At 70.2% G+C, this 18608-nt stretch carries 12 protein-coding genes; 5 read left to right on the forward strand and 7 right to left on the reverse strand.

The window, feature by feature from the left end; genetic code table 11:
- Positions 1-96: 96 nt before the first annotated feature.
- Both FHW79_RS25315 and FHW79_RS25320 read right to left on the reverse strand, forming a co-directional pair.
- The gene (locus tag FHW79_RS25315) at positions 97-1068 is read right to left on the reverse strand and encodes a tripartite tricarboxylate transporter substrate binding protein (protein WP_183181458.1); all 972 of its coding nucleotides are present in this window, start codon (positions 1066-1068) and stop codon (positions 97-99) included.
- A gap of 247 nt (positions 1069-1315) precedes the next feature.
- Positions 1316-3022 (reverse strand): DUF3369 domain-containing protein, encoded by a 1707-nt coding sequence (locus FHW79_RS25320; RefSeq protein ID WP_247884599.1) that lies wholly within the window; start codon positions 3020-3022, stop codon positions 1316-1318.
- Positions 3023-3201: 179 nt separating this feature from the next.
- Here FHW79_RS25320 and FHW79_RS25325 point away from each other — a divergent pair, with 179 nt between their 5' ends.
- From FHW79_RS25325 to FHW79_RS25345, 5 genes are all read left to right on the forward strand, one after another.
- The gene (locus FHW79_RS25325) at positions 3202-8058 is read left to right on the forward strand and encodes an NAD-glutamate dehydrogenase (protein WP_183181459.1); all 4857 of its coding nucleotides are present in this window, start codon (positions 3202-3204) and stop codon (positions 8056-8058) included.
- A 128-nt stretch (positions 8059-8186) separates the two neighbouring features.
- Positions 8187-9821: a tetratricopeptide repeat protein gene (locus FHW79_RS25330; RefSeq protein WP_183181460.1), complete on the forward strand. Its 1635-nt coding sequence runs from the start codon at positions 8187-8189 to the stop codon at positions 9819-9821.
- Between the two features lie 69 nt (positions 9822-9890).
- On the forward strand, positions 9891-10094 hold the full coding sequence (locus FHW79_RS25335) for a hypothetical protein (protein WP_183181461.1): 204 nt from the start codon (positions 9891-9893) through the stop codon (positions 10092-10094).
- Positions 10095-10102: 8 nt separating this feature from the next.
- Positions 10103-11413 (forward strand): MFS transporter, encoded by a 1311-nt coding sequence (locus tag FHW79_RS25340; RefSeq protein WP_183181462.1) that lies wholly within the window; start codon positions 10103-10105, stop codon positions 11411-11413.
- An 81-nt stretch (positions 11414-11494) separates the two neighbouring features.
- Positions 11495-11743: a hypothetical protein gene (locus FHW79_RS25345; RefSeq protein ID WP_183181463.1), complete on the forward strand. Its 249-nt coding sequence runs from the start codon at positions 11495-11497 to the stop codon at positions 11741-11743.
- Between the two features lie 131 nt (positions 11744-11874).
- Here FHW79_RS25345 and purH read toward each other — a convergent pair whose 3' ends face one another.
- From purH to FHW79_RS25370, 5 genes are all read right to left on the reverse strand, one after another.
- Positions 11875-13479 (reverse strand): bifunctional phosphoribosylaminoimidazolecarboxamide formyltransferase/IMP cyclohydrolase, encoded by a 1605-nt coding sequence (purH, locus tag FHW79_RS25350; protein ID WP_183181464.1) that lies wholly within the window; start codon positions 13477-13479, stop codon positions 11875-11877.
- Positions 13480-13681: 202 nt separating this feature from the next.
- On the reverse strand, positions 13682-15313 hold the full coding sequence (locus tag FHW79_RS25355; protein ID WP_183181465.1) for a heparinase II/III family protein: 1632 nt from the start codon (positions 15311-15313) through the stop codon (positions 13682-13684).
- 148 nt (positions 15314-15461) lie between these two features.
- Positions 15462-16778 (reverse strand): transcription antitermination factor NusB, encoded by a 1317-nt coding sequence (locus FHW79_RS25360; protein WP_183181466.1) that lies wholly within the window; start codon positions 16776-16778, stop codon positions 15462-15464.
- 86 nt (positions 16779-16864) lie between these two features.
- On the reverse strand, positions 16865-17599 hold the full coding sequence (locus tag FHW79_RS25365) for a hypothetical protein (RefSeq protein WP_183181467.1): 735 nt from the start codon (positions 17597-17599) through the stop codon (positions 16865-16867).
- Between the two features lie 8 nt (positions 17600-17607).
- Positions 17608-18540 (reverse strand): exopolyphosphatase, encoded by a 933-nt coding sequence (locus FHW79_RS25370; protein WP_183181468.1) that lies wholly within the window; start codon positions 18538-18540, stop codon positions 17608-17610.
- Positions 18541-18608 lie beyond the last annotated feature (68 nt).

Below are 18608 nucleotides of genomic sequence, written 5' to 3' on the forward strand. Positions count from 1 at the left end.
GGACACCGCCCATCAAAAAGGCCCCTCTTCCGCGTGGAAGAGGGGCCTTTTTATGCGGCCCGTCCGGTTCGGATGTCCCGGATCACGTCAGCCTGATCACTTCAACCAGGGGAACTCGCGCCAGAGGTTGCGGAAATCGCCGTCCAGCTCCTTCAGCTCCGCGGTGAAGGCCTCCGAATCGAGGATGCGCAGCGGCTGGTAGGTGTCGCGGGCCTTGCTCTGGAACTCCGGGTCGTTGGCGGCCTTGGTCACCGCGTCGATCAGCTTGGCGCGGATCTCCGGCGGCAGGCCCTTCGGCGCGCCGACACCGCGCAGCGACGCCATGGTGATGTTGTAGCCCAGTTCCTTGAAGGTCGGCAGGTCGGGCGCCATGTCCCAGCGCTGCGTGCTCATCACGCCGAGGATGCGGATGTTGTCGCCGCCGGCCTTGCCGCGCAGCCCCTCACCGAGATTCTGGCCGCAGATCTGGGTGTGGCGGCCGAGCATGGAGCGGTAGTTCTCCGCGCTGCCCGGAAACGGCACATGGGTGAAGCGGACGTTGGACTGCCGCTGCAGCAGCAGCATGGCGAGATGGTCGTCCGACCCGACGCCGGTGGAGCCCAGCGTGATGGTGTTCGGGTTGGCCTTGGCCTGGGCGACCAGATCCTCCACCGTCTTGTAGGGGCTGTCGCCATGCACCGTCATGATGCCCGGGTCGTCGACGACGTTGACCAGCGGGTCCAGCCGGTCGAGCGTGAAGCGGGCGTTGCGTTCGATCGGGATGGTGACGACGTTCGGCGTGTTGATGAAACCGATGGTGTAGCCGTCCGGCGTGGCGTCGGCGATGGCGGCGAAGCCGATCTCCCCCCCGGCGCCGCCGCGGTTCATCACCACGATCCGCGCGCCGCCGCCCAGGTATTTTTCGATGAAGGGCGCCAGCATGCGCGCGGTCACGTCGGTCGATCCGCCGGCCCCGTAGGCGACGATCATGGTGATCGGCTTCTCCGGGTAGGCGGCCTGGGCCGCCGTCGCACCCAACAGCAGGGCGCAGGAGGTCAGAAGGCTGGAAAAGAAACGTCTGGCTTTCATGGTCGGCTCCGCCAAATGCTGCCGCCCGATTACCACAACGGAGCGCCGCCAAGGAGCGCACCCGCGGCATCGGTTGCACAATTCATAGTAACACGATTTTTTGTACACTATAGTATTTATGGCGCAACCATAATGAGAGCGCCGGACACAGCGTCGCACCGGCTGGCATCACCGCAGGACGACGGCGAAACGGCCTTTCCATTTGGGAAAGGCCGTTCGGTCTGGCTCCGTCACACAGGGATGCGGGTCAGTTGATCGGTTCGGCGCGGTTGCCGAACAGGGCGCGCAGCTTGCGCCCGATCGCCGCCACCAGCAGGCCCTGGTTGCCGCCCTCCGGCTTGGGAAACCAGTCCGGCTCCTCGGCCTGGATGCGGCGAACCACCGTCAGGAACGCCTCGACCACCAGCGGGTCGAAGTCCTTGCCCGCCCGCTCGGCGATCCAGGCAATGGCATGCTCCACCCCCCAGGCCTTGCGGTACTGGCGGTCGGTGATCAGGGCGTCGAACACGTCGGCCACGGCCATGATCCGCGCCGACACCGGGATGGCGCCGCCGCGCAGCCCTTCCATGTAGCCCGACCCGTCGTAGCGCTCGTGGTGGTAGCGGGCGATCTCCGCGGCGATCGACAGCAGGCTGCGCCCGCGCAGCGGCAGCGCCGCCTCGCTGAGGATGCGGTGGCCGATCAGCGTGTGGCGCTGGATGGCGGCCATGTCGTTGTTGGCCAGCTCGCCGGGAATGCCCAGCGTCTCGTCCGACACGCTCAGCATGCCGACGTCGTGCAGCAGGGCTGCCAGCCCGACCTTCTCCGCCAGTTCGTCGTCCAGTTCGTCGGCGAAGCGGCCGTGGACGCGCAGCTCGCGCGCGATGTCGCCGACCAGCCGCTCAATGCGCTGGAGATGGCCGGCGGCGGCGTTGTCCTTGTATTCGGCGAGCGACCCCATGGCGAGGACGGTGGCCTTCTGGGCGGTGTTCAGCTCCTCGAACAGCAGGGCGTTCTCGAAGGCGATGGAGCATTTGTTGCGGAACAGCTCCAGCAGCTGCCACTCGCGCGCGGTGCCCTCGTTGTTGTGGCCCTCGACATAGATCATGCCGATGATCCCGCCATGGGCGCGCAGCCGCAGGGCGCAATAGCCCGGCTCCACGATGGTCTCGGAACTCGGGCTCAGCCGCTCCAGCGCCGCGGCGACGTTGGGCTCGCCCAGCTCGGCGACGTCCACGTCCTTCCATTTGGCGAAGCGCCCGGTGGAGGCGCGCACGCGGATGCGGCGGTCGCGCGGCAGCGTGTCGCCCTGGATGCACAGCAGGGCGTGCCGCCCGATGCCCAGCAGCCCAACGACGCGCGGCAGGATGTTGGGGAACAGCACGTCCGGGGTGCGCATCTCCAGCAGGCCGGTGGTCGCCACCAGCATGCGGGCCAGCGCCTTGCGCCCGGCCGCCTGGGTCTGCAGGTTGAGGAAGGCGCGCAGCCGCGGGACCACCGCGGTGCGCAGCGTGCGCGCCGTCAGCCCGTCTTTCAGGCGGTAGTCGCTGACATCGTGCCCCTCCACCACCTCCTCCTCCGGCGCCCGCTCGGGATGGGCGGTGCAGACCAGGATGCGGACGCGGCTGTTCCCCAGATCCTTGCGGATGTGGTCGATGAGGCCGAGCCCTTCCGGCACCCCAGCCGCCGCGGGATCCAGCACCGGCTCCAGAAGGACGGCGGCGGTGCTGGGGTTGCGGTACAGCGCCTCGCGCGCCTCGGCGGCGGTGGCGGCGGTCAGCACCGTCACCGGCGCCCCGTCCAACGCGAAGCCGTCGAGCGCGGCGCGCGTCAGCCCGGCCAGCGCCGGGTCGGGATCGACCACGAGGACGTGCAGGCGGGGCTTGGCGGGCGGAACCGGGGGAGCCTCCGGCAGGCGGGCGTCGTCGCTGGGCATGATCGTCTCGATGGTTGCGCTCAGGAAGCGCGACGGCATGGAAAATACGCCCACTTCCGCACTCATTCAACTTTCATCGATTTGGACATGAAGCCCGCTCCGTAATAACCGCCTCTTCCGGTTACGCCCCTCCGCCTGTTGCCTGTCGCGGCAAATCGGCTACCCTCTGCCTACAACGGCGGCCAACCGCCGCAAAAAATCAGGGAAGGATTGGAGCGATGGCTCTCAGGGCCGAACAGCTCAAGGACGAGCTGACCGAAGAGGTCGTGCGGCAGGTTCGCGAGCGGCTGGGCCGCAGCCGCGCGGCACCGGCGGAGCGCTTCGTACGGCAGTTCTACGACAACGTCCCGCCCGACGACATCATCCAGGCTCCGGCGGAGCAGCTTTACGGCGCCGCCCTCGCCATGTGGCAATGGGGCCAGCAGCGCGAGGCGACCGACCGCGCCAAGGTCCGCGTCTACAATCCCCGGGTCGAGGAGCATGGCTGGCAGTCCCACCGCACGGTGGTGGAGATCGTCAACGACGACATGCCCTTCCTCGTCGACTCGGTGACCGCGGAGCTGAACCGCCAGGGGCTGACCGTCCATCTGGTCATCCACCCCGTGGTGCGGGTCAAGCGCGACGCCGACGGCCAGCTCGTGGAGATGTACGAGCCGGCGGCGGCCCCCACCGACGCGGCCCCCGAATCCTTCATGCATGTCGAGGTTGGCGCGGTCACCGGCGCCGCCGCGCTGGACCAGGCCCGCGAGGGGCTGGAGCGGGTGCTGGCCGACGTGCGCGCCGCCGTCGCCGACTGGCGGGCCATGCGCGAACAGGTGCGCGCCGCCATTGTGGAGGCCGACTGCGCCCGCGCCGCCGTCCCGGCCATCATCCCGGACGACGAGGTGGACGAGGCCAAGGCCTTCCTGTCCTGGGCCGACGACGACCATTTCACCTTCCTCGGCTACCGCGAATACCGCTTCGAGAGCGGCGCCGACGGGGCGGACTCCTCGCTGGGGCTGGTCGCCGGCAGCGGGCTCGGCATCCTGCGCGACGACTCCGTCACCGTCTTCGACGGTCTGCGCAACTACGCCACCCTGCCGCCCGACGTGCGCGACTTCCTGCGCAACCCGCGCGTCCTGATGGTGACCAAGGGCAACCGCCCCTCCCCCGTGCACCGCGCGGTGCCGATGGACGCCTTCCTCATCAAGCGCTTCGACGCCGAGGGGCGGATCATCGGGGAGCGGCTGGTCGCCGGCCTCTTCACCTCCGTCGCCTACAACCGCAGCCCGCGCGAGATCCCCTACCTCCGCCGCAAGGTCGCGGAGGTGATGGAACTGGCCGGCTTCGACCCGCAGGGCCATGACGGCAAGGCGCTGCTGCACATCCTGGAGACCTACCCGCGCGACGAGCTGTTCCAGATCCAGGTGCCGGAGCTGCTGGACATCGCCGTCGGCATCCTGCACCTGCAGGAACGCCAGCGGCTGGCCCTGTTCGTGCGCAAGGACCCGTTCGAGCGCTTCGCCTCCTGCCTCGTCTACGTGCCGCGCGACCGCTACGACACCACGCTGCGCCGGCGCATCCAATCCATCCTGGAGGCCGCCTACGACGGCACCTGCACCGGCTTCACCACGCAGCTGACCGAAAGCGTGCTGGCCCGCCTGCATTTCATCATCCGGACCGAGCCGGGCCGCGTGCCCGCCGTCGACGCCACCGATCTGGAGGCGCGGCTGGTCCAGGCGTCGCGCGGCTGGGACGACCATCTGCGCGACGCGCTGGTCGAGGCCCACGGCGAGGAGCAGGGGCGCACCCTGTTCCGCCGCTACGCCGACGCCTTCCCCACCGCCTACCGCGAGGAGTTCAACGCCGAGGCCGCGGTCTTCGACATCGAGCGGATCGAGAAGGCGACGGCCCAGGGCACGCTGGGCATCAACCTCTACCGTCCGCTGGAGGCCGAAGGGGACGAGCTGCACGTCAAGATCTACCACGAAGGCCGCCCGGTGCCGCTGTCCGACGTGCTGCCCATGCTGGAGCACATGGACCTGAAGGTGATCACCGAGGCACCCTTCGAGATCGCCATCGCCGGCCACGCCGCCCCGGTGTGGATCCACGACTTCACCGCGCGCTCCCAGAACGGGCTGCCCATCGACTGCGCGATGGTGAAGGAGAAGTTCCAGGACGCCTTCGCCGCCGTCTGGGACGGCCGGATGGAGGATGACGGCTTCAACCGCCTCGTCCTTCGCGCCGGTCTGACCGCGCGGGAGGTGACGGTGCTGCGCGCCTACGCCAAGTATCTGCGCCAGGCCCGCATCCCCTATGGGCAGGACGTGGTGGAAAGCACGCTGGCCGGCCATCCGGCCATCGCGCGCAAGCTGGTCGCCCTGTTCCACAGCCGCTTCGACCCGGCCCGCCGCCCGCAGAACGATCCGGGGCTGGCCGCGGAGATCGAACGCGCGCTCGACGGGGTGAAGAACCTGGACGAGGACCGCATCCTGCGGCGCTTCCTCAACCTGCTGTGCAACACGCTGCGCACCAACGCCTATCAGAACGGCGCGGACGGGAGGCCCAAGACCTACCTCTCCTTCAAGATCGACAGCCGCCACATCGACGACCTGCCGCTGCCCCGCCCGATGGTCGAGGTGTTCGTCTACAGCCCGCGGATGGAGGGCGTCCATCTGCGCGGCGGCAAGGTGGCGCGCGGCGGCATCCGCTGGTCCGACCGGCGCGAGGATTTCCGCACGGAGATCCTCGGGCTGATGAAGGCGCAGATGGTCAAGAACACCGTCATCGTGCCGGTCGGCTCCAAGGGCGGCTTCGTGGTCAAGCGCCCGCCGCCGCCGTCCGCCGGGCGCGAGGCGGCGCTGGCCGAGGGCATCGAGTGCTACAAGACGCTGATGCGCGGCCTGCTCGACATCACCGACAACCTCGACGCCGAGGGCGCGGTGGTGCCGCCGCCCGAGGTGGTCCGCCACGACGAGGACGACCCCTATCTGGTGGTCGCCGCCGACAAGGGCACGGCGACCTTCTCCGACATCGCCAACTCGGTGTCGGTGGACCACGGCTTCTGGCTGGGCGACGCCTTCGCGTCGGGCGGCTCCGCCGGCTACGACCACAAGAAGATGGGCATCACCGCGCGCGGCGCCTGGGAATCGGTGAAGCGCCATTTCCGCGAGCTGGGGCACGACACCCAGACGCAGGACTTCACCGTCGTCGGCGTCGGCGACATGTCGGGCGACGTGTTCGGCAACGGCATGCTGCTGTCGAAGCACATCCGCCTGCTCGCCGCCTTCGACCACCGGCACATCTTCGTCGATCCCGACCCCGACGCCGCGCGGAGCTGGGAAGAGCGGCAGCGCCTGTTCGACCTGCCGCGCTCCTCCTGGGCGGACTACGACGCGTCGCTGCTGTCCGCGGGCGGGCGCGTCTTCGACCGCTCGGCCAAGTCGCTGGAGCTGACGCCGGAGATCCGCCAGCGCTTCGGCATCGCCAAGGACCACGTCACCCCGCTGGAGCTGATGCAGACCCTGCTGAAGGCCGAGGTGGACCTGCTGTGGTTCGGCGGCATCGGCACCTACCTGAAGGCGTCGGAGGAGACCAACGCCGAGGTCGGCGACAAGGCCAACGACGCGCTGCGCATCGACGGGCGCGACGTGCGGGCCAAGGTGATCGGCGAGGGCGCCAACCTGGGCGTCACCCAGCGCGGCCGCATCGAGGCGGCGCAGCACGGGGTGCGGCTGAACACCGACGCCATCGACAATTCGGCGGGCGTGGACACCTCCGACCATGAGGTGAACATCAAGATCCTGCTGAACGACGTGGTCGCCCGCGGCGACATGACGCTGAAGCAGCGCGACCAGCTTCTGGCCGCCATGACCGACGAGGTGGCCGGTCTGGTGCTGGCGGACAACTACCTGCAGAGCCAAGCGCTGACCGTCGCCCGCGCCCAGGGTCCCGAGGCGCTGGAGGCGCAGGCCCGGCTGATCCGCTCGCTGGAGAAGGCGGGGCGGCTCAACCGCGCCATCGAGTATCTTCCCGACGAGGAGGAGCTGTCCGCCCGCATGGCCAACCGCGAGGGGCTGACCCGGCCCGAGCTGGCCGTGCTGCTGGCCTACGCCAAGATCACGCTCTACGACGATCTGCTGGCCTCGGACCTGCCGGACGATCCCTTCATGGCCGACGACCTCACCCGCTACTTCCCCAAGCCGCTGCGCAAGGCCCATGCGGAAGCGGTGGGGCGGCACCGGCTGCGGCGGGAGATCATCGCGACCAGCGTCACCAACAGCCTCGTCAACCGCACCGGCCCGACCTTCGTCAAGGAGATGATGGAGAAGACCGGCATGGGGCCGGCCGACGTCGCCCGCGCCTACACCATCGTGCGCGACGCCTTCGGCCTGCGCTCGCTGTGGACGGGGATCGAGGACCTCGACACCGTCGTCCCGGCCGCGCTCCAGACCAGCATGATCCTGGAAACGGTCCGCCACATGGAGCGCGCCGCCGCCTGGTTCCTGGCGAGCTGCCAGCAGCCGCTGGACATCGCCCGCGAGACGGAAGCCTTCCGGCCCGGCATCGAGACGCTTCTCGCCGGTCTGGACAATGTGCTGGACGCCGAGGAGACGGCCCGCCTGACCGCCCGCGTCGCCTCCTACCAGGAGCAGGGCGTTCCGGCCGAGTTGGCCCGCCGCATGGCGGCGCTGCCGGTTCTGGCCGCCGCCCCCGACCTCGTCCGCATCGCCGGGCGCACCGGGCGCGGGGTCGCGGACGTCGCCGCCGTCTACTTCATGCTCGGCCGCCGCTTCGGTCTGGAGTGGCTGCGCGACAAGGCCGCCGCGGCGAAGGCGGAGAACCATTGGCAGAAGCAGGCGGTGGCCGCCCTGGTGGACGACCTGTTCGCCCACCAGACCGCGCTGACCACCCGCGTCCTGGAGGCGGTGGACCAGCTTCCCGCGGACGCCCCCGTGGAGGCCTGGATCGCCCACCGCCGCCCGGTGGTGGAGCGGGTGGAGCAACTCCTGTCCGAGCTGCGCACCCAGCCCAACGTCGATCTGTCGATGCTGGCGGTGGCGAACCGGCAGCTTCGCGGCCTGACGGCGGGGTAAACGGCTTTAATCCCCCTCTTCCGGCCCCCTTCGGGCGGGTCCGGAAGAGGGTTTCCCATGCGTCCGCCCCGCTTTCCGGCTATGGTGCGGCCATTCCAAGGAATGTCCGCCCAACCGGAGCCGCCGCGATGACCGACCCCCAGCCGACCCTGAACGACGCCATCCGCCTGTTGCGGACGAACGATCTGGGCGGGGCGGAGGCGGCCTGCCGGGCGATCCTGGCGACCGACCCGCACAACGCGCAGGCCCTGCACCTGCTGGGCGTCGTCGCCGCCCACACCGGCCATCCCGAGGGGGCGCTCGACCTCTTCACGCACGCCATCGCCGAGGACGGCAAGGACCCGTCCTTCCACAACAGCCGCGGCAGCCTGCTTTTCCAGCTCGGCCGGGCGGCGGAGGCGGAAGCGGCGTTCCGCGCCGGCATCGCCCTCAACGACCGCCTGCCGGAGCTTCACGGCAACCTGGGCAACGCGTTGAAGGCGCTGGGCCGGCTGGAGGACGCCGAGGGCGCCTTCCGCGCCGCCCTGGCCCTGCGCGGCGACGCGCCGGAAATGCACAATTTCCTCGGCACCACCCTGCGCGAGCTGGGCCGGCTGGACGAGGCGGAGGCCGCCTTCCGCGCCGCGCTGGAGCGGGCGCCGGACTATCTGGAGGCCCGCTACAACCTCGCCGAGGCGCTGAGCACCCGCGGCGCCCTGGAGGAGGCCGAGGAGGCGTTCCGCGTGGTGATCGCGGCGGCGCCCCGCTTTGTCCCCGCCCATGTCGGCCTCGCCCACACGCTGCAGAGCCTCGACCGCGCCAGCGAGGCGGTCGAGGCCATCGAGGCCGCCCGCGCCATCGCGCCGGACCACCCGCTGGTGCAGTTCACCCGCCGGCTGATCCATTCCAACGCCGTCCCCGGCTGGCACCTGCCGATGATCAACGACTTCGAGCGCAACGACGCCTACGAAGCGGCGCTGAAGCGCGCGGTGACCCCGGACTCGCTGGTCCTGGAGATCGGCACCGGCTCGGGCATCGTCGCCATGATGGCGGCGCGCGCCGGGGCGCGGAAGGTGGTGACCTGCGAGGTGAACCCGATCCTCGCCCGCATCGCCCGCGAGACCGTCGCCAACAACGGCTACGCCGAGCGCATCGACGTGGTGCCGAAGCTGTCCACCCGCCTTTCGGTGGGCGCGGGCGGCGACCTGCCGGAGAAGGCCGACGTCTTCGTGTCGGAGCTCATCAACATCGGTATGCTGGCGCCGCGCATGCTGTCGGTGCTGCAGCACGCGCGCACCCATCTGGTGAAGCCCGGCGGCGCGATCATTCCACGCGCCTCGACCGTCTACGCCATGCTGGTGGAAACGCCGGAGCTGGCCCGCATCAACCCGGTGAAGACCATCGGCGGCTTCGACATGTCGACCTTCGACGTGTTCCGCTCCCCCGGCTATCAGCAGATCGATCTCGGCGCCGACACCCACACGCCGCTGTCGGCCGCCTTCACCGCGCTCGACTTCGACTTCACCCGCAACATGCCCGAGGAGGGCGGCCGCGAGATCGCCGTGGAGATCACGGCGGAGGGCACCTGCCACGGCGTCGCCTTCTGGTTCGACCTGCAGATGGACGAGGAGGTCGTCTACCACTCCGAAAGCCGGGCGCGGACGAACCACTGGAAGCAGGCGATGACCTATCTGGAGACGCCGATCCGCGTGCGCCCCGGCGACCGGCTGACCATCGTCGCCCGCTACGACAACAACCAGATTTCGTTCGGCGTGGGCGGTTGAGCGGGCGCGAGTCTTCGGGTTTTCCCGTGGGACGAAGCCAGCCGACCGACGCCGAACCGGAGAGGACCCATGAGCACCGACGAGACGCCCGACCGCATCGCCGTCCCGCTGCCGGACCTGTCGGATCTGGAGCGGCAGAAGGCGGAGATTGAGGCTATCCAGGCGCAGATGACGCAATTGCGCATCCGGATCGATCAACGCTTGGACGACCAGCGCCCTACCATCGACCTCGTCCCGGTCCGCCTCGACGAACCCCCAGCAGCCGCCGGGTAATCCGACCGATGGCCACCGCCAACGTCACGCCGAGCCGCCGTGCCATAGCGTCCTGGTGCCTCTACGACTGGGCGAACTCGTCGTACAACACCATCATCACGACCTTCATCTTCTCGGTCTATTTCGCCCGCGGCGTGGTCGGGGACGAGGTCGCCGGGGCCTCGCGCTGGAGTGCCGCGCTGACCGTCGCCGGGCTGCTGATCGCCCTGCTCAGCCCCGTGCTGGGCGCGGTGGCCGACCGGACGGGACGGCGCAAGCCGTGGATGGCGCTGTTCACCGGCCTGACCGTGGTCTTCTGCGCCGTCCTGTGGTGGGTGAAGCCCGACCCGTCCCACGCGCTGTTCGCCTTGGTCTGCGTGGTCATCGGCACCGTGGCCTTCGAGCTGGCGAACGTCTTCTACAACGCCAGCCTGACCGCGCTGGCCCCGCCGCGGATGCTCGGGCGGATCTCCGGCTGGGGCTGGGGCATCGGTTATTTCGGCGGACTGGCCTGTCTGGTGGTCGCCCTGTTCGTCTTCGTTAAATCCCCCGCCCCGCTGTTCGGCCTGCTCGACACGGCGGAGCAGGCGCCGGTGCGCGCCACCGCCCTTCTCGCCGCCGCCTGGTACGGGCTGTTCGCCCTGCCCTTCTTCCTGTTCGTTCCGGACGTGCCGGCGACCGGCCTCGGCATCCGTCAGGCGGCGCGGGAGGGCATGGCGACGCTGCGCCGGACGCTGGCGGAGACGCGCAAGCACCGCAACACGCTGCGCTTCCTGATCGCCAGCGCGATCTACCGCGACGGCATCAACACCATCACCGCCTTCGGCGGTATCTTCGCCGCCCACGCCTTCGGCATGACTTTCGAGGAGATCCTGCTCTTCGCCATCGCGCTGAACGTGGTGGCCGGCGTCGGGGCCATCGGCTTCGCCTGGGTGGACGACCGGATGGGGGCCAAGCCGACGATCCTGGTCAGCCTGATCGGCCTGACCGCCTTCGGCGTGCCGCTGCTTCTGGCGACGGAAAAGGCATGGTTCTGGGTGCTGGCTCTGGGGCTGGGCGCCTTCTTCGGGCCGGCGCAGGCGGCCGGGCGGTCGATGATGGCGCGGCTGGCCCCGCCGGGCATGGTGGGCGAGATGTTCGGGCTCTACAGCCTGACCGGCCGCATGGCCGGCTTCGTCGGGCCGCTCGCCTTCGGGCTGGCCACCGCGCTGTTCGAGAGTCAGCGGGCCGGCATGGCGAGCGTTGTGGCTTTCTTCGTCATCGGTTTTGGGCTTATGCTGGCGGTTCGGGAGCCGGCACCGGGCGATGCGAACGTGGTGCGACAGTCCGCCGCGGCATGACGGCGGATTCACCCAGCGGAAGCTGATACCTTGCCTTTTGCTGCGACGCACAACGATCTTGGCGCGGAGGGCGGAACGGACATGTTGCACATCAAGGACATCGAGGCCTTCGCGCACATCAACGAGGCGCTGGCCCGCGACCACGCCGCGGCGCGTGGGGAGAGCGATTCGGCGGGGCACCAGCCAGGGCATCATCCCACGATGCATCCGGCGATGCTGATCGCCATGGCGGCGACCGGGCGCCTGAAGCCGGACGAGAAGGACGGGGATTCCCAGGCCGGGGCCGCCGCTCTGCTGGCGCGGCTGATGGGGGCGCGACGGGGGTCGTAAGCGCGCGCTGGGGGTGTTGGCGTAAGGCCCCCACCCCAGCCCTCCCCCGCTGGGCGGGGGAGGGAGACAGGCCCCCAAAATCCCCTCCCCCGCCCAGCGGGGGAGGGTCAGGGTGGGGGTAACCAAACGGCTCAGTGCCGGAAGTGGCGCATCCCCGTCAGCACCATCGCCAGACCCTTCTCATCGGCGGCGGCGATGACGTCGTTGTCGCGGATCGAGCCGCCGGGCTGGATCACCGCCGTCACCCCGGCTTCCGCCGCAGCCAGCAGGCCGTCCGCGAAGGGGAAGAAGGCGTCCGAGGCGACCACCGACCCCTTGGTCAGCGGCTCCGACAGGCCGGCGGCCTTGGCGGCCTCAGCCGACTTGATGGCGGCGATGCGCGCCGAGTCGACGCGGCTCATCTGGCCGGCGCCGACGCCCACCGTGGCGCCGTTCTTGGCGTAGACGATGGCGTTCGACTTCACATGCTTGGCGACGCGGAAGGCGAAGAGCAGGTCGGCCAGCTCCTGCTCCGTCGGGGCGCGCTTGGTCACCACCTTCAGGTCGTCGAGCGTGATGCGGCCGTTGTCACGGTTCTGCAGCAGGAAGCCGCCGGAGAGCTGCTTCACCATCATGCCCGGCTCGGCCGGGTTCGGCACGTCCTTGGTCAGCAGGACGCGCAGGTTCTTCTTGGTGGCGAGCAGGGCGCGGGCCGCGTCGTCGGCGTCCGGGGCGATCACCACCTCGGCGAACAGCTTGGAAATCTCCTCCGCCGTGGCGGCGTCCAGCGGGCGGTTGACGGCGATGATGCCGCCGAAGGCGCTGACCGGGTCGCACAGCAGGGCCTGCTTGTAGGCGTCCAGCAGGTTCGTCCCCTCGGCCACGCCGCAGGGGTTGGCGTGCTTGATGATGGCGACGGCCGGGCGCTCGAATTCGGCGACCAGCTCGAAGGCGGCGTCGGTGTCGTTCAGGTTGTTGTAGGACAGCTCCTTGCCCTGGAGCTGGATCGCCGTCGCCACACCCGGACGCTGCTCACCGGTGACGTAGAAGGCCGCCTGCTGGTGCGGGTTCTCGCCGTAGCGCAGGGTCTGGCTGAGCTTGCCCGACAGGGTGGTGCGCGGCGGGAAGGTCTCGCCGAGCTGGCCGGCCAGCCAGGAGGAGATGGCCGCGTCGTAGGAGGCCGTGCGGGCGTAGGCGCGCTGGGCCAGCGTGCGGCGGAGCGTCAGCGTGACGGCGCCGTCATGGGTCGCCAGCTCGTCCAGCACCGCCTCGTAATCCTCGGGGTCGGTGACGACGGTGACGAAGTCGTGATTCTTGGCCGCGGCGCGGATCATCGCCGGGCCGCCGATGTCGATGTTCTCCACGCAATTGGCGTAGTCGGCGCCCTTCGACACCGTCGCCTCGAACGGGTAGAGGTTCACCACCACGAGGTCGATCGGCGGGATGTCGTGGGTGGTCATCGCCTCGGCGTGGATGTCGCGGCGGGCCAGGATGCCGCCGTGCACGCGCGGGTGCAGCGTCTTGACGCGCCCGTCCATGATCTCCGGGAAGCCGGTGTGGTCGGAGACCTCCTTCACCGGAATGCCGGCCTCGGCCAGCCGCTGGGCGGAGCCGCCGGTGGACAGGATCTCCACGCCCTTGGCCGCCAGCGCCTGACCGAGCGCGACGAGGCCCGTCTTGTCGGACACGGAGATCAGCGCGCGCGTGATGCGGACCAGATCGGGGGCGGGCGAGTGGGCGACGTTCGGCGGGCTCATCGGGGCATCCTGGCTGTCATGGAACCGGCAGCGGCGAACCGGGCATGGGAAGACGGGACCCGGAAAGCCGGAAAAGCGAAACACCCCGCTTCGTCACCCCCGCCCGGGCGGGGATCACGGTCGCAGGGCGAACACTCCACAGACACTCGAAACAGGCACCGATCCGTATTCCCACGGCCTGTCCGCCGCGGATGCGCGCGGTTTACCCCCCCTTGCGCTCGCGGCGCAAGGCCCATTTCACCGTCTTGATGGCGGGGCCGGTATGTCCGGAGACGGCGATCTGGGTGGTCCGCCGCGGCTCGTCGCCGCTGCCCAGATAAATGCTCTCCTCCAGCTCCAGCGTGGCGCCCGAGGCGCGCAGCCGCCAGGCGGCACCGCTCGGCAGCTTCAGCTGCACCTGCCCGCCCTGGACGAGGCTCGCCTGGACCGCGGGATGCAGGTGGAAGCGGATGGTGAAGGGCCGCGGCTCCGGCGTGGCGCCGATCACCGGCTCCAGCATGTCCTCGCCACGCAGATCCTCGCCGTTCTCCGCCAGATAGACGCGGCGGCGGTGCAGATAGCCGAAGTTGCGGCTGTAGCCGTTGTGGGTGGCGACGACCAGCACCGCCCCGTCGTTCTCCTGCCGCTCGCAGCCGACATGGGAGGGGCGGCGGCCCAGCCCGCCCGCCTCGATCACCTCCGACGAGTTGGTCTCGGCCAGCACGACGGTGGAATGGGCGGCGGTGCCGGCCAGCGCGGCGCGCCACGGGCCGGTCTTCACCGGATGGGCGCCGCAATTGACGATCAGCCGCTCCTTGCCGACTGACATCTCCAGCGACAGGGTGCCGGCGTGGGCGGTGGCGTCCAGCCCGGTGACCGGCGGCACGCCGGTGTCCATCAGCACCATGGTCCGCCCGGCGATCAGCCGCTCGAAGCCGGTGTGAGGCGCGCTCTTCAACGGGCGCCCGCGGGCGTCGGCCTGGGCCAGCACCGTGTCGACCAGCGCCGCGTCCTCCTCCCGCCCGCCGTTGAACAGGGCGAGGCCGCCGTCGCCGTGGCGGAAGAAGCGCAGGGCCGGGGTCATGCGGTCGATGGCGTGCTGCAACGCCTCCGGCACGTCGGCGCGGGCGGTGCGCAGGACCGACCGCATGTCGATCAGGTCGCGCAGGATGCGCAGTTGCACCGAGGGGCAACGCTCGACATGGCCGCCGTCCGGCAGGATCTGGCGCGGCAGTTCCCGCTCCAGCAGCTTCAGCGCGTCCTGGCCGATCCGCTCATGCTCCGGCAGGCAGAAGCCGCCATAGACGAGGCCCTTGGCCGCGGTGACCAGCGCCTTGCCGTCCAGCGCGCCGGGCACGACGCGGGTCAGGTGCTTGACCTGCCGGGCGAGGCTGTCGAAGACCGCGGCGCGGAACTCGTCGTCGGCGGAGGCGCAGTAGAAGTCGTGCAGGCCGATCCAGGCGGCGATGCGGGCGCCCAGCACCTCCGGCGCCCAGGTCTGGGCGTTCCAGCTCCCGTTGTGGTCCAGCCAGGACAGCACCAGCGCGCGGGCGCGCCGCCGCGCCGTGTCGCCGCCGACCGCGCGCAGGTCGCGCAGCCATTCGAAGCCGTGCAGGGCGTCCTGCCAGACGGTGCTGCCGGCCCGCCAGTTCGGCGCGCCGTGGGCGTCGGCCGCCGCGGCCTGCCCGCCGAAGCGGAAGACGCCGGCAAGGATCGCCGAGCCGTCCCCGGCGTCGCCCGGCCAGGGGTCCGGCGGCACGGCGGACAGGGCGGTCGGCGCGCGGCCGCCCAAGGTCAGCTTGTAGATCGGGTTGCCGAAGGCGATCTGCGCGACGCCGTCCCGCAAGCGGCCCATTTTCCCACGCCCGGCGCTCATCGGCTCACCCCGTCACACGGCAGGGGGAGGCGATGGCCGGCGCTTCGCTGAAGGCATTCGGGCGATCGGGGGGATGCATCCTGTTGTCGTATCAAATTCGCCTCGACCCCCGCAAGCCGGTGGTGCCCTAATCGTGCAACCGTCGCAGCCGTGCCACGAAGAACCCATCGATGCCGCCGAGGTCCCCGAGCATGCCCGGCAGGGATCGTACCTCACCGCGCTCGTTGATCAACTCGGCCAAATTGCCATCCCCCGCATGGCCGCCACCCAGATCAACCGGTGTGATGGGCAGGCGCTCGACCCGCTTGTCGCGGGCCAGGATGCGGTCGACCTGCGCCTCGCCCTCCTCCGGCTGGATGGAGCAGGTGCAGTAGACCAGCGTTCCGCCCGGCTTGACCAGATCGACGGCGTGGGCCAGCAGGCGGCTCTGCGCCTTGGCCAGCTTGGCGATGTCCTCCGGCGACTTCACGCGCAGGATGTCGGGATGGCGGCGGATCGCCCCGGTGGCCGAGCAGGGGGCGTCGAGCAGCACCGCGTCGGCGGGCTGGTCCGGGGTCCAGGTGGCGGCGTCGGTCGCCAGCACCTCCGCCGACAGGTTGAGGCGGGCCAGATTCTCCCGCACCCGCTCCAGCCGCTTGGCGGAGCGGTCGACCGCCGTCACTTCCGCGCCCTGCGCGACGAGCTGCGCGGTCTTGCCGCCGGGAGCGGCGCACAGGTCGTAGACGCGCTTGCCCGCCAGATCGCCGAACAGCTTGGCCGGCAGCGAGGCGGCGAGGTCCTGCACCCACCAGGCGCCCTCGGCGAAGCCCGGCAATTCCGTCAGGTTGCCGCCGGCGGCGCGGCGCAGCGTGCCGGTGGGCAGCAGCTTTGCCTCCAGCCGCTCGGCCCACACCGCGGGATCGGCCTTGACGGTGATGTCCAGCGGCGCCTCGTGCAGGTGCGCCTCGACGATGCCGCGGGTGCGGCCGATACCGTAGGCCTGCCGCCAGGCCAGCCACAGCCAGTCCGGCGTGTTGAGGCGCCCGGCGTCCTGCTGGGCGGCCAGTTCCGCCCCCTCGCGCCCGATGCGGCGCAGGACGGCGTTGATCAGACCCTTGTAGGGTTCCGCCCCCTTGGCCGCAGCCAGCTCCACCGCCGTGTCGACGGCGGCGTGGGCGGGCGTGCCGAGGAAGACGAGCTGGGCCACGCCCAGCCGCAGGATGTCGTGCACGGTGGCCTTGGGCAGGCCCGGCTTGGCGAGGCTGCCCTGGATCAGCGCGTCGATCTGGCCGAGCCGGCGCAGCACCGTGGCGGTCAGCAGCCGCACGAAGCCGCGGTCGCGCGGGTCGAGCCCTCGCAACTCCGGATGCGCGTCGAACGCATCGTCGAAGGGAATGGACTTGCGCAGCACATCGCGCAGAAGGTCGAGCGCGGCGGAGCGCGCGGCGAGGGAGGCGTCGGACATGCCGCTGGATGTAGCGCGCCGGACGGCGGGTGTCGAGTAGCCGCAGCACGGGACCGAACGGATTCCGGCCCCCTCGGCGGAACGCCTCAGCGGGCCAGCGCCCCCCGCCGTCCGCCCTCGTGGTCGGGATAGGGGCCGACGTCCTCGACGAAGAAGCAGGCGACGCCGCGCAGCTCGCCCCGGCGCAGGATGAAACGGTTGCCGTTGCCCGCCTTCATCCCCCACAGCGCCGTCCCTTCCAGCGGGCCCAGCTCCAGCTCCGGCGGCACCGGGTCCTCCCCCAGCCGCTTGAGGAAACGGTCGGCGCGCACGCGGTCGTCCGGCGGCAGGCTGCGCGTCGCGCGGGCGTCGTAGCGGTCGCTCTTGACGTAGCGGGTCCCCGTTCCCTGGATGGGGCTGGACGGCCCGCCAGGGTCGGCGGCGGCGCGCTCCAGCATCAGCGCCCAGCGGGCATCCCGCGCGACCGCCAGCGCGCGGCGGTGAAAGGCGCGGCACTGCTCGGCCAGCGCGTGGAAGCGGGGCATCAGGTCGCGCTTGCGGAAGCCGACCTCCATCATGACGCGCTCCACCGCCCTGTCCGCCGCGGCGCCGGAAGCGGGGATGCCGTGCGTCTCCAGCGCCAGCAGGGCGTCGATGCGCCGGTCGCGCTCCGCCGCCGCGACGCCCTGTCCCAACATCCGGGCAAGCTCATCCAGCGCCTCCTCGGCGCGGCGCTCCGCTTCGGCGATGCACAGCAGCACGTCATCCCGGCTGGTGGCGGCGGACACGCCCAGCCACCCCGCGTCGAACAGCGGGGTCTTGTCGAGAAACAGGTCCGGCACGATTCCCGTCAGCCGTCGGCGCGCATGCGCCCGACGATCTCCTCCAGCACTGTTTCGGCCTTGTCGTTGTCCACTTGGCAGGTGCCCGCCGCCTCGTGCCCGCCGCCGCCATACTCCAGCATCAGCGGGCCGATGTTGGTCCTGGAGCTGCGGTTGATGATCGACTTGCCGCAGGCCAGCACCGTGTTCTGCTGCTTCAGCCCCCACAGCACGTGGATCGACACGTTCGATTCCGGGTACATCGCGTAGATCATGAAGCGGTTGCCGGCGTAGATGGTCTCCTCCCGCCGCAGGTCGATGACCACGACGTTGCCGCGGATCGTGCTGCAGCGGGCGAGCTGGTCGGAGAACTTCGCCTCATGCTCGGTGTAGAGGTCCACCCGCTCCTTCACGTCGGGCAGGGCGAGGATCTCGTCGATGCCGTGGCTGCGGCAATAGTCGATCAGCTCCATCATCAGCTGATAGTTGGAGATGCGGAAATCGCGGAAGCGGCCGAGGCCGGTGCGCGCGTCCATGATGAAGTTCAGCAGGGCCCAGCCCTGCGGCTTCAGGATGTCCTCGATGCCGTATTGGGCGGAGTCGGCCTGATCGACCGCGGCCATCATCGCGTCGGAGATGGTCGGGAAGCGCTCCTTGCCGCCGTAGTAATTGTAGACGACGCGGGCGGCGGAGGGGGCGTCGGCCTCGATGATGTGGTTGTCGCGCTTCCCGACGCGGATCGTCTCCGACAGATGGTGGTCGAAGGCGAGATGGACGCCGGGGACATAGGGCAGGTTGGTGGTGATGTCGCAGTCGGAGATTTCGACCTTGCCGTCCTGCATGTCCTTGGGATGCACGAACTTGATCTCGTCGAGGATGCCCAGCTCCTTCAGGAGCACGGCGCAGACCAGCCCGTCGAAGTCGGACCGGGTGACGAGGCGGTATTTCGTGACGTCGGACATGCGGTGTTCCCCCTGATCGCCCCACAATCGGAAAGCGGAGGGAAGGTAGACGTACGTCTTCAGGCGTG

The organism is Azospirillum sp. OGB3 (assembly GCF_014192915.1).
Classification (GTDB): domain Bacteria; phylum Pseudomonadota; class Alphaproteobacteria; order Azospirillales; family Azospirillaceae; genus Azospirillum.

What these genes read in the sequence shown, in the direction of transcription:
- FHW79_RS25315 (WP_183181458.1), bottom strand. Translation starts at nt 1,068, where the DNA reads ATGAAAGCCAGACGTTTCTTTTCCAGCCTTCTGACCTCCTGCGCCCTG.
- FHW79_RS25320 (WP_247884599.1), bottom strand. Translation starts at nt 3,022, where the DNA reads ATGCCGTCGCGCTTCCTGAGCGCAACCATCGAGACGATCATGCCCAGC.
- FHW79_RS25325 (WP_183181459.1), top strand. Translation starts at nt 3,202, where the DNA reads ATGGCTCTCAGGGCCGAACAGCTCAAGGACGAGCTGACCGAAGAGGTC.
- FHW79_RS25330 (WP_183181460.1), top strand. Translation starts at nt 8,187, where the DNA reads ATGACCGACCCCCAGCCGACCCTGAACGACGCCATCCGCCTGTTGCGG.
- FHW79_RS25335 (WP_183181461.1), top strand. Translation starts at nt 9,891, where the DNA reads ATGAGCACCGACGAGACGCCCGACCGCATCGCCGTCCCGCTGCCGGAC.
- FHW79_RS25340 (WP_183181462.1), top strand. Translation starts at nt 10,103, where the DNA reads ATGGCCACCGCCAACGTCACGCCGAGCCGCCGTGCCATAGCGTCCTGG.
- FHW79_RS25345 (WP_183181463.1), top strand. Translation starts at nt 11,495, where the DNA reads ATGTTGCACATCAAGGACATCGAGGCCTTCGCGCACATCAACGAGGCG.
- purH (WP_183181464.1), bottom strand. Translation starts at nt 13,479, where the DNA reads ATGAGCCCGCCGAACGTCGCCCACTCGCCCGCCCCCGATCTGGTCCGC.
- FHW79_RS25355 (WP_183181465.1), bottom strand. Translation starts at nt 15,313, where the DNA reads ATGGGCCGCTTGCGGGACGGCGTCGCGCAGATCGCCTTCGGCAACCCG.
- FHW79_RS25360 (WP_183181466.1), bottom strand. Translation starts at nt 16,778, where the DNA reads ATGTCCGACGCCTCCCTCGCCGCGCGCTCCGCCGCGCTCGACCTTCTG.
- FHW79_RS25370 (WP_183181468.1), bottom strand. Translation starts at nt 18,540, where the DNA reads ATGTCCGACGTCACGAAATACCGCCTCGTCACCCGGTCCGACTTCGAC.